This window comes from Epibacterium sp. MM17-32 (genome assembly GCF_022348205.1).
Lineage (GTDB): Bacteria > Pseudomonadota > Alphaproteobacteria > Rhodobacterales > Rhodobacteraceae > Epibacterium.
Genome location: NZ_JAKRFC010000007.1, coordinates 45,225 through 58,216, shown reverse-complemented (window position 1 = coordinate 58,216; position 12,992 = coordinate 45,225). Strand labels below are relative to the sequence as shown.

General features: G+C 62.9%; 16 protein-coding genes. 4 read left to right on the top strand and 12 right to left on the bottom strand.

Annotated elements, in window-relative coordinates:
- Positions 1-7 precede the first annotated feature (7 nt).
- From MHM88_RS12740 to MHM88_RS12725, 4 genes are read right to left on the bottom strand one after another with little or no spacing between them, the layout of a single operon-like run.
- Positions 8-1,066, bottom strand: coding sequence for an OmpA family protein (locus tag MHM88_RS12740; protein WP_239365590.1), 1,059 nt, complete (start codon positions 1,064-1,066; stop codon positions 8-10).
- The gene (locus tag MHM88_RS12735; RefSeq protein WP_239365587.1) at positions 1,063-1,635 is read right to left on the bottom strand and encodes a peroxidase-related enzyme; all 573 of its coding nucleotides are present in this window, start codon (positions 1,633-1,635) and stop codon (positions 1,063-1,065) included. The genes MHM88_RS12740 and MHM88_RS12735 overlap by 4 nt, the downstream gene beginning before the upstream one ends.
- Positions 1,636-1,656: 21 nt before the next feature.
- Complete coding sequence (locus tag MHM88_RS12730) at positions 1,657-2,382, bottom strand: GNAT family N-acetyltransferase (RefSeq protein ID WP_239365584.1); 726 nt, start codon at positions 2,380-2,382, stop codon at positions 1,657-1,659.
- Positions 2,379-3,101 carry a molybdopterin-binding protein gene (locus MHM88_RS12725; protein ID WP_239322449.1) on the bottom strand — a complete coding sequence of 241 codons (723 nt, stop codon included), beginning with the start codon at positions 3,099-3,101 and terminating at the stop codon, positions 2,379-2,381. The genes MHM88_RS12730 and MHM88_RS12725 overlap by 4 nt, the downstream gene beginning before the upstream one ends.
- Positions 3,102-3,224: 123 nt before the next feature.
- Between MHM88_RS12725 and sfsA the strand changes: the two genes are divergently transcribed.
- Positions 3,225-3,923: a DNA/RNA nuclease SfsA gene (gene sfsA / locus MHM88_RS12720; RefSeq protein ID WP_239365581.1), complete on the top strand. Its 699-nt coding sequence runs from the start codon at positions 3,225-3,227 to the stop codon at positions 3,921-3,923.
- A gap of 9 nt (positions 3,924-3,932) precedes the next feature.
- Here the strand turns inward: sfsA and MHM88_RS12715 are convergent, their stop codons facing one another.
- The gene (locus tag MHM88_RS12715; RefSeq protein ID WP_239365578.1) at positions 3,933-4,817 is read right to left on the bottom strand and encodes a mechanosensitive ion channel family protein; all 885 of its coding nucleotides are present in this window, start codon (positions 4,815-4,817) and stop codon (positions 3,933-3,935) included.
- A 172-nt stretch (positions 4,818-4,989) separates the two neighbouring features.
- On the opposite strand from MHM88_RS12715, the gene map reads away from it, so the two are divergent.
- A complete protein-coding gene (gene map, locus MHM88_RS12710) occupies positions 4,990-5,805 on the top strand; it encodes a type I methionyl aminopeptidase (protein WP_239365575.1) in 816 nt (271 codons plus the stop codon).
- 39 nt (positions 5,806-5,844) lie between these two features.
- On the opposite strand, the gene MHM88_RS12705 is transcribed toward map, so the two are convergent.
- From MHM88_RS12705 to MHM88_RS12695, 3 genes are read right to left on the bottom strand one after another with little or no spacing between them, the layout of a single operon-like run.
- Positions 5,845-6,510 carry an HAD family phosphatase gene (locus tag MHM88_RS12705; protein ID WP_239365562.1) on the bottom strand — a complete coding sequence of 222 codons (666 nt, stop codon included), beginning with the start codon at positions 6,508-6,510 and terminating at the stop codon, positions 5,845-5,847.
- A gap of 30 nt (positions 6,511-6,540) precedes the next feature.
- Positions 6,541-7,110 carry a 16S rRNA (guanine(966)-N(2))-methyltransferase RsmD gene (gene rsmD / locus MHM88_RS12700; protein WP_239365559.1) on the bottom strand — a complete coding sequence of 190 codons (570 nt, stop codon included), beginning with the start codon at positions 7,108-7,110 and terminating at the stop codon, positions 6,541-6,543.
- Positions 7,107-8,318, bottom strand: a complete 1,212-nt coding sequence (locus MHM88_RS12695) for an NAD(P)/FAD-dependent oxidoreductase (protein WP_239365549.1) — start codon at positions 8,316-8,318, stop codon at positions 7,107-7,109. The genes rsmD and MHM88_RS12695 overlap by 4 nt, the downstream gene beginning before the upstream one ends.
- A gap of 126 nt (positions 8,319-8,444) precedes the next feature.
- On the opposite strand from MHM88_RS12695, the gene MHM88_RS12690 reads away from it, so the two are divergent.
- Both MHM88_RS12690 and MHM88_RS12685 read left to right on the top strand, forming a co-directional pair.
- The gene (locus MHM88_RS12690; RefSeq protein WP_239366010.1) at positions 8,445-8,930 is read left to right on the top strand and encodes a peroxiredoxin; all 486 of its coding nucleotides are present in this window, start codon (positions 8,445-8,447) and stop codon (positions 8,928-8,930) included.
- A gap of 52 nt (positions 8,931-8,982) precedes the next feature.
- Positions 8,983-9,852, top strand: a complete 870-nt coding sequence (locus MHM88_RS12685) for a CHAD domain-containing protein (RefSeq protein ID WP_239365545.1) — start codon at positions 8,983-8,985, stop codon at positions 9,850-9,852.
- Positions 9,853-10,121: 269 nt separating this feature from the next.
- On the opposite strand, the gene MHM88_RS12680 is transcribed toward MHM88_RS12685, so the two are convergent.
- The 4 genes from MHM88_RS12680 to MHM88_RS12665 are packed head-to-tail and all read right to left on the bottom strand — an operon-like array spanning position 10,122 to position 12,893.
- Complete coding sequence (locus tag MHM88_RS12680; protein ID WP_239322441.1) at positions 10,122-10,415, bottom strand: 4a-hydroxytetrahydrobiopterin dehydratase; 294 nt, start codon at positions 10,413-10,415, stop codon at positions 10,122-10,124.
- Complete coding sequence (locus MHM88_RS12675; protein WP_239365543.1) at positions 10,412-11,599, bottom strand: GNAT family N-acetyltransferase; 1,188 nt, start codon at positions 11,597-11,599, stop codon at positions 10,412-10,414. Before MHM88_RS12675 ends, MHM88_RS12680 begins: the two co-directional genes overlap by 4 nt.
- Positions 11,600-11,646: 47 nt before the next feature.
- A complete protein-coding gene (locus MHM88_RS12670) occupies positions 11,647-12,423 on the bottom strand; it encodes a glycerophosphodiester phosphodiesterase family protein (protein WP_239365541.1) in 777 nt (258 codons plus the stop codon).
- An 8-nt stretch (positions 12,424-12,431) separates the two neighbouring features.
- Positions 12,432-12,893, bottom strand: a complete 462-nt coding sequence (locus MHM88_RS12665) for a RidA family protein (protein ID WP_239365539.1) — start codon at positions 12,891-12,893, stop codon at positions 12,432-12,434.
- Positions 12,894-12,992: the final 99 nt, after the last annotated feature.

The following is a 12,992-nucleotide window of genomic DNA, read 5'->3' as shown; positions in this document are numbered from 1 at the left end:
GCAAGGTTCAGGGTCTGACCAGAACCGCCTCGACCCGACGATTGGTTTCGCGCCCGGCTTCGGTCGTGTTCGGTGCCAAGGGGGCCATATAGCCCGCGCCCGCCACCTGGATGCGATCCCCCGCGATGTCATAGCGCGAGATCAGCCGCTCACGCACGCTGGCGGCGCGCCGCCGGGACAAGGCAATATTGCTGTCGAGACCACCCACCGTATCCGTGTGCCCAACGAGCAGAATGGTGGCGTTTTCACGCTCCGTCATGAAGGCCGCCAACTGGCGCAGGCTGTCGAAGGGCCCCTCTCCCATACGGGTCGAACCGGAGGCAAATTCCAGATCGAGCAGCGGCACATGTCCTTGCAGAACAATCAGGTCGGCAATCGCTCCGGTTGACAGACGCCCCCCCTTTGCGATCGCATCTGCCAGCAGCGCCTGCGGACCCGATGGCGTTGCGGTTTCTTCTCCGAGGCTGGTGGGCGTTTCCGCCTCGTCGGTGCCGGAAGGCGCCCCAACGCCCTCCGGCGGCGCCAATGGTCGCAGCAACTGCTCTGGATCGTGGCGCTCCAGCAGCTGCACATAAATCGACCCCGCGGAGCGCGACACCAGAAGCGAAACCGCCACGCCGCTCTCCGGGTGCTGCGCCGCCAGGAATTCATAGTCCGACAGGTTCACCGCCATATCCGGTGCCGGGATTACTTCGATCCCAAACCGAAAGCCAAAACCGCCGCAGGCCGCCGCAGTGCAGGCAAAGACCTCTTCGAAGCCGCGCTCCGTCAAGGCTGTCCGGATCGGGGCCAGCACCTGAAGCGCGCTCCAGTCTCCGTTCAAGCGCCAGCTGCGTCTGTAAATGCGCCCTTCCAGTGCCCGGACGGGCACGTCGTCGCCCGCCACCGGACCAACCGGCAACAACAGCGTGTCAAGCTGGGTTTCCTGCTCTCGCAGCAATTCCTCTCCCGCTGGCAACGGGACCGTGATCGGAGCAGCCGTGGCGCTGGTTGCGCTGATCGCACACAGCAGCAGCACCGCCCGCGGGAAGAGCCGCGCGACCCCGGCCATCTGTGACAAGATCACCGGCACTGCCCGTGATACTCCGCGTTGGGCGCCATGGCCGTGGCGCTTGCGACCCGGTTGGTCATATTGAAGAACCCCGCCACATTGGCGATGTCCCAGATGTCGCGGTCATCAAAACCGTGGTGCCGCAGAGCCTCGCGGTCAGCTTCGTCGATCTCGGCGCTGGATCGGGTCATCTTGGCGGCGAAATCCAGCATTGCGCGCTGACGCGCATCAACGGGCGCAACACGGTAGTTCATCACCAGCATTTCCCCCAGCACAGGATCGCCCGACAACTGCCGCACCGCCGCACCATGGGCCACCAGGCAATAGAAACACTTGTTGATCGAGGAGACGACCACCGCGATCATTTCGCGTTCCAGCTTTGACAGCTTGCTCTCGCCCAGCATCAGATCATTGTACATCGCGGTAAAGGCGTTGAGCTTCTCGATATTGAAGGCATAGGCCTTGAGCACGTTCGGAACCATGCCAAGCTTGTCCTGGCAGATGTCGAAATACTTCTGCGTCTCGGGCGGCAGCGGGTCTGCCATCGGCAGGTCGAGCGCGGTCGGCTCCTTGAGTTTGGTCATCGTCAGCGCCCTCCTCCGGCGTCAGCGTTTGATACGATAGTGGTATTGGCCGACCTCGCGCATACCAAGGCTGGCATAGAGCGCGTTGGCGCCGGCATTGGCACGGGTGCAAATGACCACCAATTCCTCTGCGCCCTGGTCGGCGGCCCAATAGGCGGCTTGCCGCATCATCCAGACCCCGACCCCCTTGCGCCGCTGGTGCGGCAGAACCTCCAACGCGTGCAGCATTGCGATCCTGTCGTGGCAACCGACATAGGCGGTCGCCGCAGGTTTATCGTCCCACCGACCGAGCAGGCTGGTCTTGGTGCAGGTCGCACGCTCCATCACCGCGCGGCGCTCGGGGCCGATGCCACCCGCGTCCCAGATCTCGTTCTGGATCGCCAAGGGTTCCCAGACACAAAACGTGGTGACACGCGGAATCTCCACATCCGTGAGGATTTCAGGCGCGCAGGACCAGAGGTTGACCGGATCCATCACCTCATATCCAAGCGCCGCGAGCTGGGAATCCAGATCGGTCTGACCATCGCGGATCATAAACAGGCGCGACTGGCCGAGGGCCTGCATCTCCGCTTCGGCCTCTGCGACCTGAGCCTCTGTCACCGATCCGTCCACGGTAGCCGCAGAGACACGGCTGCCGCCACCGCCGCCCTCACGCAGGGTGACCGGCCCAAGCTGCCGCCGCCGCAAAGCAGGCCAGGTGGCCTCCACGACGTCGTAGTATTTCGGATCCGTTGGGCTGTGGTTCACAGACCAAGCTCCCGTGCCAATTCGGTGACGGCGGCATCGATGCGCATACCGTCCGTGCCGCGCACCACCACGTTGGCGCCAAACGCCCCGTCTTTCTGAAACGGGTAGCACCCGATGGAAAGATCACCGTATTTCTCTGCCAGAGCAGACAATGTGGCGGCAATCTCGCCTTCGCCCCGATCCACCCGGAGGGTCTGGCTCAGCAAGGGCTGGCCGCCGGTCAGCGTGGCCAGCACTGTCGCCACCATGGCCTGAAACACCGCGGGAACCCCCGCCATGACATGGACATTGCGCAGGCTGAAGCCCGGGGCCCGCGACACCGGGTTGTCGATCAGCTCAGCGCCTTCGGGGATACGCGCCATGCGCAATCGGGCGTCGTTCAACTCAGCCCCCGTGCGGGCATAATGCTCCTCGAGGATCGCCCGGGCATCTGCACGCACGTCGATTTCTGCGCCAAAGGCCTCGGCGATGCAATCGGCGGTGATATCATCATGGGTCGGCCCGATCCCGCCAGAGGTGAACACATGATCGTAGCTTTCGGATAGGATACGCACTGCCGCGACAATGGCAGGGGCGTCATCGCTGACCACGCGCACTTCTTTGAGGTCAACACCATGCTTGGTCAGCTCGCCCGCGAGGTAGTGCATATTGGCATCGCGCGTGCGGCCCGAAAGGATTTCATCCCCGATCACAAGCATGGCAGCGGTGGGATTGGGCATGGCGTGTCTCCTGTGGGATTTCCGGGGTCTGGCAAAAGGATAGCCACCCCCGTGGCCGGTGCAAGCAGTTCCCTGCGGATCAGGCTTTGACAGGTGGCAGTTTATGGCTCATCAGCTGGCCTCATGAGATTTGCCACGCCCCTGATCCCCGCGACACTGATCAAACGCTACAAACGCTTTCTGGCCGATTGCCGGCTGGAGGACGGGCGCGAGGTGACGGCCCATTGCGCCAATCCGGGCTCGATGATGGGGCTGGCGGAGCCTGGGATGCGGATCTGGCTGGAGCCCAATGACGACCCGAAGAAAAAGCTGAAGTTCGGCTGGCGCCTGGTGGAACATGACAGCGGCGATTTCACCGGCGTTGATACCTCTGTGCCGAACCGGGCGCTGAAGGCGGCGCTGGAGGCAGGTCAGATCGCCGCACTTGCGGACTATTCCACCGTGCGGGCAGAGGTGAAATACGGCCAGAACAGCCGCATCGATTTCCTGCTGACGGGCGAGGGCCTGCCTGATTGCTATGTCGAGGTCAAAAGCGTGACCCTGTCGCGCCAGCCCGGTCTGGCCGAGTTCCCCGACAGCGTCACCGCACGCGGCGCGAAACATCTGCGGGAACTGGGCGACATGGCGGCGGCGGGGCACCGGGCGGTGATGCTCTATCTCGTGCAGCGCACGGATTGCGACCGCTTCGCTCTGGCTGATGATATCGACCCGACCTATGCCGCCGCTTTTGAGGAGGCGCGCGGGCGCGGCGTCGAGCGGTTGGTGATCGGAACCCGCATCACACCCAAAGGCGTGGACGTCGGCCAGCCCTTCGCGGGCTGACCACCTCTCTCAGGCCGCATCCTGCTGCGGCTCCCGCTCCGGTGCCGTGGGCTGGATGAGGGTGCGGGTCGGGAAGGGGATATCCACACCTTCGGCATCCAGTGCTTCCTTCACCTTGCGGGTCATGTCGGCCTTGTACTGAAAATAGTCACCGGCATCGACCCAGACCCGCACCAGGAAATCCACCGAACTGTCATTGAGGGTGCTGACCTGAATGAACGGCTCCGGGTCGCTGTGCGAGCGCGCGTCCGCCTTGATGGTGTCGCGGATGGTGCGCTCGGCCACCGCGAGGTTCGCGCCATAGCCGACACCAAAGCTCCATTCGGCGCGCCGGGTGGGGTATTCGGAATAGTTGGAGATGGTATTGCCCCAGACCTCGGCATTGGGAATGATGACCTTCACGTTCGACAGGTCGGCGAGGACGGTGTTGTTGAGGGTAATTTCCCTGACCGTGCCCATGGTGCCGTTGACGTCAATGAAATCACCCAGTTTGAACGGGCGGAACAGGATGATCATCACCCCTGCCGCCACATTCGACAGCGCGCCCTGCATCGCCAGACCGATCGCCAGCCCCGCAGCACCGATCGCCGCAATGATCGAGGTGGTCTGCACGCCAAAGGTGTTCAGGACAATCAGAACCGCAAAGCCGAGAATGCAGTAGCGCACCACGTTTCCGAGGAAGTGGAACAGGGTCTTGTCCAACCGCGCATGGCTGTCGCTCAGGGCCACGATCCGGCGCTTGGCCCAGGATCCCAGGATGAACCCCACAAAGAGGATGAGCGCAGCGGCGACCACGCTGCCCAACACGCTGGCAAGAAACTCCAGCGTCACCAGATCGGCGAGCGTCCTGCCGCTGTAAATTTCGGTCTGCATTACACTGTCGAGGCTTTCCATGCGGTGCTCCTTGATCCCTGCTATTCACGTCTTTTCAGCGTGAAAACGCCGGTCAGACGGGAAAGTTCCCCAAAACCCACCCGCAGACAGAAGCGCCCCCTCTGGCCCTTTGGGTCAGAAACGCTTACATAGCGGCAGAGAGACCTGTGAACACGCGACGGAGCATGCCCCGATGAGATCCAAGAACGGCCGCACCACCAAAGATGGCATCCGCATCTACGAGCAGGCCGACTTTGCCGGCATGCACGCAGCCGGTGCCCTGGCGGCGCGGATTCTGGACGACATCGCCGCGCATGTGTTTCCCGGTCAGACCACCGGCGAAATCGACCGGATCATCACCCAGATGGTGGAGGACGCCGGTGCGACCTCCGCGACCATCGGCTATAAGGGCTATCAGCACGCCAGCTGCATTTCGATCAACCATGTGGTGTGCCATGGCATCCCCGGCGACAAGAAGCTGAAGGATGGCGATATTCTGAATATCGACGTCACCGTCATCGTCGATGGCTGGTTCGGTGACACCAGCCGCATGTATGTGGCCGGCAAGCTGCCCCGCAAGGCCGAGCGTCTGATCCAGATCACCCATGACGCCCTGATGAAGGGCATCGAAGTGGTCAAACCCGGCAACACCTTTGGCGACATTGGCCACGCGATCCAGTCCTATGCCGAAAGCCAGCGCGTGAGCGTGGTGCGTGATTTCTGCGGCCATGGTCTCGGGCAGGTCTTTCACGCCCCGCCCAACGTCCTGCACTATGGTCGCCCCGGCACGGGTCCGGTTCTGGAAGAAGGCATGTTCTTCACCATCGAACCGATGCTGAACCTCGGCCGCGCCGAAACCAAGGTGCTGGCAGACGACTGGACTGCCGTCACCCGTGACAAATCCCTGTCGGCACAGTTCGAGCACTCGGTGGGGGTCACCGCAGATGGGGTCGACATCTTTACCCTGTCGCCCAGCGGCCGGTTCCATCCGACATACGACACGGACTGATCCCTGCCCCGGCGGGGTCGTGCGCAGACGACCCGTGGGTCAATCCAGCCCAAGCCGCAGCGGCAGATCGGTCATGTCGTGAAAGACCTCGGCCCCTTCGGCCACAAGCAGATCACCGGCGTCGTGGGCCGCATAGCCGAAACACTGCATGCCCGCGCGATACGCGCCCCGTGCGCCAGTCGCGCTGTCCTCGATGACCACGCACTGCCGGGCTTCCACGTCGAAATGCGCCGCCGCTGCGAGGAAGATGCCGGGGTCCGGTTTTGCAACCTTCATCGTATGGGCGGAAAACAACGCGTTCGGATGAAACCGATCCCAAAGCCCATGTGGACCGAGGGTGATCCGCATCTTCTCCTCGCTGCCGTTTGACACCACACAGGTCGGAATGCCGGCAGCATCCAGACGGTGCAGGACCGTCATGACGCCCGGGATCAGCGGCACGCCCTGCCGCAGGGTCGCATAGGCGGTTTCGTAAACCTCCGCGATCCAGGTCTCCGGCAGGGTTGCCCCCATCTCGGTTGCCTTCTTTGCAACTTCCGGCATGGCCAGCCCCGCAAAGGTGGGCAGGCTGACCTCGGTGGTCATCGCCAGTCCGCGCGACGTGAGATCCTCGGCCAATACCGCGTTGAACACCCGCTCGCTGTCGACCAGGACCCCGTCACAGTCAAAGATCACGAGATCGGGGCGCGGATAGGTCTTGGGCATCGGCGGGCTCTTTCCGGGGGGCTGACTGGATCAGTGCGGTGACACGGGCGCGGCGGCCCAGAGGAGTGTAATATGGGTGTCGCCATATTTGCGACTGTCTTCAAGCTCATAACCTTCGGGAGGCTGCATCGGAGTGTTTTCCTCCCAGACGATCAATGCGTCCTCGGCCAGCCAGCCGCCGGCCCGCGCCACGTCGATCGCCGCCTCGCCCAGCGCCTTGCCGTAAGGCGGATCCAGAAAGATCAGACTGTAGGGGGCATCCGGGTTTTCGCCCAGTTTCAACGCGGAACGACGGATAAGCCGCGCGCGATCGCGGGCGCGGCAGAGGTCGATATTCTTGGTGATGAGCCCCTGCGCAACCCGCCCGTCATCGACGAAGGTGACGGACTCGGCGCCGCGCGACAGCGCCTCCAGCCCCAGCGCACCGGTGCCCGCAAAAAGGTCAAGCACCCGCGCGCCCGCGAAGTCGATCTTGTGCATGAGGACGTTGAACAGGCTTTCCCGCACCCGATCCGTCGTGGGCCGCAGATGCGCCCCCGCATCCCCCTTGCCGACGCTCGCCAGGGCCCTGCCGCGAAAGTCGCCCGCGATGATCCTCACGCCTTCAGGAGCGGCTTCAGATCCGCCTCCGGGTTGGACACCGTCGCCTTGTCCGCGGTCTTGCCCGCCTCGATCAAGCGTTTGGCCACCATATAGGCGCGCGGATCGTTCATCGCATCCACCGCCACCAGCTGGTCACCCTGATAATACCAGAACGAGACCTGGCGGCCCTCGCCCTGCCGCGTGACGACGGTGTCGTACCCTGAATTCAGCCCGGCGATTTGCAGTTTCACGTCATATTGGTCGGACCAGAACCACGGCGTCGCCACATAGGTTTTCTCCGCGCCAAGCATGTTCTGCGCCACCACTTCGGCCTGGTCGATCGCATTGGGCACGCTTTCCAGCCGAATGCGCTGACCCTTGTAAGGAAAGGAGGCGCAATCCCCCGCCGCCCAGACGGACGGATCAGAGGTGCGCCCGAATTCATCGGTGCGGATACCGTTCTCGATCTCGATCCCCGCAGCCTCCGCCAGCTCGGCGGCAGGCGCGATCCCAACCCCGACTACGACAAAATCCACATCCAACGTGCTGCCATCGCTCAGCACCGCGCGGGTGACCTTGCCCGCCTCGCCTTCCAGATGGTTGAGGCCGATACCTTCGCGGATTGCCACACCGTGATCGCCATGGAGCTGGCGGAAATATTCCGAGGTCTCCGGTGCGGCCACCCGCTGGAGAATTCGATCCGCCATCTCCACCAGCGTCACGGAGACCCCGCGCTTGGCGCAGACCGCCGCCGCTTCGAGGCCGATGTAGCCCCCGCCGACGATCAGCGCCCGCGCCCCTTCCCGGACATGCGGCGCCATGGCATCGACATCCTTGAGGTCGCGCACAACAAAAACACCGTCGAGATCCCCGCCGATCGAGGCTGGCAGACGACGCGGATGCGATCCGGTGGTCAGCGCCAGCTGATCATAGGCGATGACCTCGTCACCGATGTGGATTTCTTTGCTTGCCGTGTCGATCCCATCCACCCGCGTGCCCAGACGCAGGGTGATGTTCTGCTCGGCGTAGAAACTTTCGGGACGCAGAAACAGCCGTTCCAGCTCCATCTCACCCAGCAGATACGCCTTGGACAGAGGTGGGCGCTGATACGGCAGGGCCTCCTCGGCGCCAATCAGGGTGATGTCACCGTCAAACCCGCTATTGCGCAGCTTGGCCACCAAAGATGCGCCTGCCTGCCCTGCGCCAATCACTGCGATATGCGTCATCTGCCCTCTTGTCTCCTGATGCAGTTCCAGTACCGTCTGCGCAGGACCCTACATGCAGGGCCGGTTGCGACGCAATTGCGCAAAGACGTCGTGACGTATTTGAAATGAGCACAGAGGATGGACCTGATGATTGCCGTTGGAGACAAGCTGCCCGCCGCCACCCTGACCCGGTTGGGGGATAACGGTCCCGAACAGGTCGAGATCGCCGACCTCGCCAAAGGACGCACCCTGGCGATCTTTGCGGTCCCCGGCGCCTTTACCCCCACCTGTCACTCGGCCCATGTGCCGAGCTTCATCCGCACCAAGGATCAATTCGCCACCAAAGGCGTCGACGAGATCATCTGCGTCGCGGGCAACGATCCCTTCGTGATGCAGGCCTGGGGCGAGGCCACCGGCGCGACCGCTGCGGGAATCACCATGCTGGCCGATGCCGAGTGCAGCCTGACCGAAGCGCTTGGCATGCGGTTTGACGCGCCGCCCGCCGGGTTGATCGCCAGATCGAAGCGCTATGCCATGATCGTCACCGATGGTGAGGTAAAAATCCTGCACCTCGAAGAAAGTCCGGGCACTTGTGAAGTGTCTGCTGGCGAAGCACTGCTGGATGCGTTGTAATCACATCAGATCACGAATACGCCAGCAGACCTAAGGCCTTGAACGAAGACGAATGACCGACGCGCAAAAGCCTGCGATCCACCCCGCCACAATCATGGCGGAGGTTATGGATGAGATCGACGCCGCCCGCGCCTTCGTGGCGCACGATGATTCCTTTGACAGTGCGCAGGCGCTGCGGGTGGCGTTGCGACGCCTGCGCAGCGGGCTGACCCTGTTCCGTCCGCTGCTCCCGCCCGATCACAACAAGGCACTTCTGGAGGAGGCGAGATGGTTGGCGGCCGAGGTCACCCGGCTGCGGGACCTCTATCTGCTCTGGCAGGACACCCTGACCCCGGCGCGGGTTGCGTTGCCCGACAACAGCGCCCTGCAGGCTCTGGAAGAACGGGTGCTCGGCCGGATCGACGCGGAACGCACGGCCTTGCGCGCCTTGCTCGACGAGAGCCGCGTGCGTGACCTGATCGCCCGCGGCAGCGACATGCGCGATCCCGCCTTCTGGCGCCCGGCGGCGGAGAGCCGTGAGAAACTGGAGACCCTGTGCCTGGAAACGCTGGAGTTGCGGCTCAATCAGGCCATGAAGCACGGCGAAACGCTGAAACGTCTGGACAGCCAGGCCCGTGACAGCTTTCGCAAGAGCCTGCGCAAACTGCGCGCTACGGCAGAGTTTACCCAGGCGCTGTTTGCCTCGAAGAAAACAAAGGCGTTCCTGAAACAACTGAAGAAACTTCTGGACTCCATGGTGGCAGCCCGCGATGCCAGTGCAGTTCGGGATCGGCTTGAAGAACTGATGGACGATATGGACGAGGGCTCTGGCGAACGCCATATCGCACAGGAGCTGATCAAGGCGAAAGAAGCAGGTGTTGGTCTCGACCACAAACGCCTGCAAAAGATGTGGCGCGCAACGGTGGGGCTCCCGCTTCACTAGCACTGTCGGGGCTGTACGCGCCATGGCACGAGATCTGCTCGCGCATGCCGCTGCGGGTATAGGCCCTCCTGCGAGGCGCCACAAAAAGCAGCGAGGGGCGCGCTCCCGCCCCTTTCCTCATCAGCCGGAGGCTGCTGCAAAAGCGTTGGGCCCGGCGGGGGCCGCGCCAAAGGCGCGGCCCCCGCCCCCTCGCGATGCGCAAGGCGCAGCGCAATACCTCTTGCCGCGTCCTGACACCGCTGATTGGGATGCGGCCAGCGCCATTTGTCTCAGACCAGACCATCCATCTTGCGGGCAAGTTTCGCGTCCAGCGCGCTGAGCCCCTCGACGTCATGTGTCGTCAACACCACCGTGACGCGGTTGTAGACATTGCTCCATTCCGGGTGGTGGTTCCATTTCTCTGCCCAGATTGCAGCTTTTGTCATGAATGCAAATGCATCGACAAAATCGTCGAACTTGAAAGTCTTGCGGATCGCATCCCGTCCGTCTTCCAGTTGCCAGCCGGTATCAAACAGCGGCTTTAGCAAGGGGCCTCGGGTCTCCTCGGAGAGTTTCTCGGTCATTCCTGTTCCTCCACATATGTTCTTTTGAACGGACCATACCGGGTGAGGATCTCGATCTCCTCGTCCACTGCTGCCCGTTCCGCCTCGAGATATTGTTCGACCGCAGCCCGAAAGCCCGGATCCGCAACCCAGTGCAGGCTGTGCGTCTCTGCAGGAAGGTAGCCCCGCGCCAGTTTGTGTTCGCCCTGCGCGCCTGCTTCGACCCGCGCCAGCCCCATCTCGATGGCGAGATCGATGGCCTGATAGTAACACAGTTCGAAATGCAGACAGGGATGATGCTCGGCGCAGCCCCAGTAGCGGCCATACAGCACGTCCGACCCGATGAAGTTCAGCGCCCCCGCAACCGGCACCCCGTCCCGTTCGGCCAGCACCAGCGCCATATCATCCGCCATCGTCTCATGCACGATGTCGAAGAAGGCGCGCGTCAGATAAGGGCTGCCCCATTTGCGGCTGCCGGTATCCTGATAGAATTCCCAGAAGGCGTCCCAGTGCTCCGGTCGCAAATCAGCGCCCGTGTAGGTCTCGATGATACCGCCAAACCCTTGCGCCTGCCGCCGTTCCTTGCGGATGTTCTTGCGTTTGCGGGAGGACAATGCGGCAAGGAAATCGTCAAACGTCTCATACCCGTTGTTCAGCCAATGAAATTGCTGGGTGCTGCGACTCATCAGCCCGATATCGGATCCATTTTTGACTTCGCGCTCGGTGCAAAAGGTCACATGCAGCGACGACAGCTGATTGTCAGAGGCAAGCTGCACCGCCCCCTGCACCAGCGCGGAGGTTCCGATCTCCTCATACTCCGGACGCACGAGAAACCGCCGCCCCGTCGCGGGCGTGAACGGCACTGCAATCTGCAACTTCGGATAATATCGACCACCGGCCTGCTCGTAGGCATGTGCCCAATTGTGATCGAAGACATATTCGCCCTGACTATGCCCCTTGGCATAGAGCGGCGCGCAGGCGATCAGGTCACCTTCGAGATAACAGGCCAGATACTGCGGCTGCCACCCGGTTCCCCGACCGACAGAGCCACTCTGTTCCAGCGCACTCAGGAAACGGTGGGTTGTGAACGGATCATAAGGCCGGCCACCGCGCGCGGCTTCGGGGCAGGCGCAGGCGTCCCAGTCTGACGCATCGATCTGCGACAGGCTGCTCAATACCTGAATTTCGACGCGCGCCTGATCCATTCCGCCTCACACTGCCTCTCCCCTATTTGGGCGCAGGATCGAGCTGATCAAGCACCGAAAGCAGAAAGATAATTTTCAAACGTCACGTTGTCCACGTACCCTGATACCTCTGCCTCCTGCACGGGCGCGCCAATTGTCCAGCACAGCACCGGCACGCCCGACGCCCGCAGCTCCTGCACCCGGGGGCGGCGAACATCTTTGGCCTCATGGCTGACGAAGCATGCGCCCACGCGGTCAAAATCGGGAATGCCCCGCAACTCCAGACATCGGGCGGGCGCCAGGGGGGCCCAGTCCGTCGGATCAAAGGCGCTGGTGGTGAGACCGCGCGGCATATCCGGCGCCAGGCGCGCCACTTCAGCCATGCTGTGCGGGTTGAAGGACATCAGCGCCACGGGCCCGGGGTAGTCCCGGAGATCCGCGATCGCAGCCGCCTCGAGCTCTCCGACATCGGGTCCCGTCTCACCGCCGACGTCCTTCACCTCGACAAGCAGCGGCACCCGCCCCGAAACCAGCTGCAACACTTCGGCAAAGGTCGGAATGGTCTCGTCACGACTGTGGTTCAGCCTGATCCTGGACAGGGCTTGTGCGCTGCGGTCTCTCACCGGGCCATCCTCGGCGGTCAGGCGGTTGAGCATATGGTCGTGAAAGACCATTGCCCGCCCGTCCGATGACACTTGCAGGTCGATTTCAATTCCATATCCAGCCGCGATGGCCGCGCAGATTGCTGCGCGGCTGTTCTCGGGACAGTGGTCTTGCAGCCCATGCAAGGCGCGGTGGGCGATCGGCTGGCGCAAAAAGGCCGCAGGCAGGCATGGGGCAGACATGACCGGGGTCAGAGCTCGATTTCGAATACGCCGTCGATTTCGACCGCCACACCAAGGGGAAGCGACGGCGAGCTGACCGCAGAGCGCGCATGCCGCCCGGCGTCGCCGAGGATTTCGACCAGCAGGTCAGAGGCGCCATTCACGACCTGCGGCTGTTGGGTGAAATCGGCGGTGGAGTTCACAAAGGCCCCCAGCTTGACCACACGTTTCAGCTTTCCCAGATCGCCACCACACGCCGCTTTGACCTGCGCCAGCAGCGACAGCGCGCAGCGCTTGGCAGCCGCCTGCCCTGCGGCAACATCGAGGTCATCCCCGAGGGTACCGGTGATCAGCCCATTTTCGTCGGCAGAGATCTGGCCGGAAACATAGACCATGTTGCCGGACACCACGAAGGGCACATAGTTGGCCGCCGGCGCCGGGGCATCGGGCAGGGTCAGACCAAGAGATTGGATTTTGGCGTCAACGCTCATGGGGCGGGCTCCTTTATCAGAATTCAGCAGTCATTGGCGCGGACGCTACAGCGGAAGGCAGCACCGGGAAAGGGACAAATGCGACCCCTTCATTCAGCT

Bases quoted from the DNA above. Each gene is read 5' to 3' on its own strand.
- MHM88_RS12725 (WP_239322449.1), bottom strand. From the start codon at position 3,101: ATGCCCAATCCCACCGCTGCCATGCTTGTGATCGGGGATGAAATCCTT.
- MHM88_RS12735 (WP_239365587.1), bottom strand. From the start codon at position 1,635: ATGACCAAACTCAAGGAGCCGACCGCGCTCGACCTGCCGATGGCAGAC.
- MHM88_RS12680 (WP_239322441.1), bottom strand. From the start codon at position 10,415: ATGACCGAGAAACTCTCCGAGGAGACCCGAGGCCCCTTGCTAAAGCCG.
- MHM88_RS12670 (WP_239365541.1), bottom strand. From the start codon at position 12,423: ATGTCTGCCCCATGCCTGCCTGCGGCCTTTTTGCGCCAGCCGATCGCC.
- MHM88_RS12695 (WP_239365549.1), bottom strand. From the start codon at position 8,318: ATGACGCATATCGCAGTGATTGGCGCAGGGCAGGCAGGCGCATCTTTG.
- MHM88_RS12690 (WP_239366010.1), top strand. From the start codon at position 8,445: ATGATTGCCGTTGGAGACAAGCTGCCCGCCGCCACCCTGACCCGGTTG.
- MHM88_RS12715 (WP_239365578.1), bottom strand. From the start codon at position 4,817: ATGGAAAGCCTCGACAGTGTAATGCAGACCGAAATTTACAGCGGCAGG.
- sfsA (WP_239365581.1), top strand. From the start codon at position 3,225: ATGAGATTTGCCACGCCCCTGATCCCCGCGACACTGATCAAACGCTAC.
- MHM88_RS12665 (WP_239365539.1), bottom strand. From the start codon at position 12,893: ATGAGCGTTGACGCCAAAATCCAATCTCTTGGTCTGACCCTGCCCGAT.
- map (WP_239365575.1), top strand. From the start codon at position 4,990: ATGAGATCCAAGAACGGCCGCACCACCAAAGATGGCATCCGCATCTAC.
- MHM88_RS12685 (WP_239365545.1), top strand. From the start codon at position 8,983: ATGACCGACGCGCAAAAGCCTGCGATCCACCCCGCCACAATCATGGCG.
- MHM88_RS12705 (WP_239365562.1), bottom strand. From the start codon at position 6,510: ATGCCCAAGACCTATCCGCGCCCCGATCTCGTGATCTTTGACTGTGAC.
- MHM88_RS12675 (WP_239365543.1), bottom strand. From the start codon at position 11,599: ATGGATCAGGCGCGCGTCGAAATTCAGGTATTGAGCAGCCTGTCGCAG.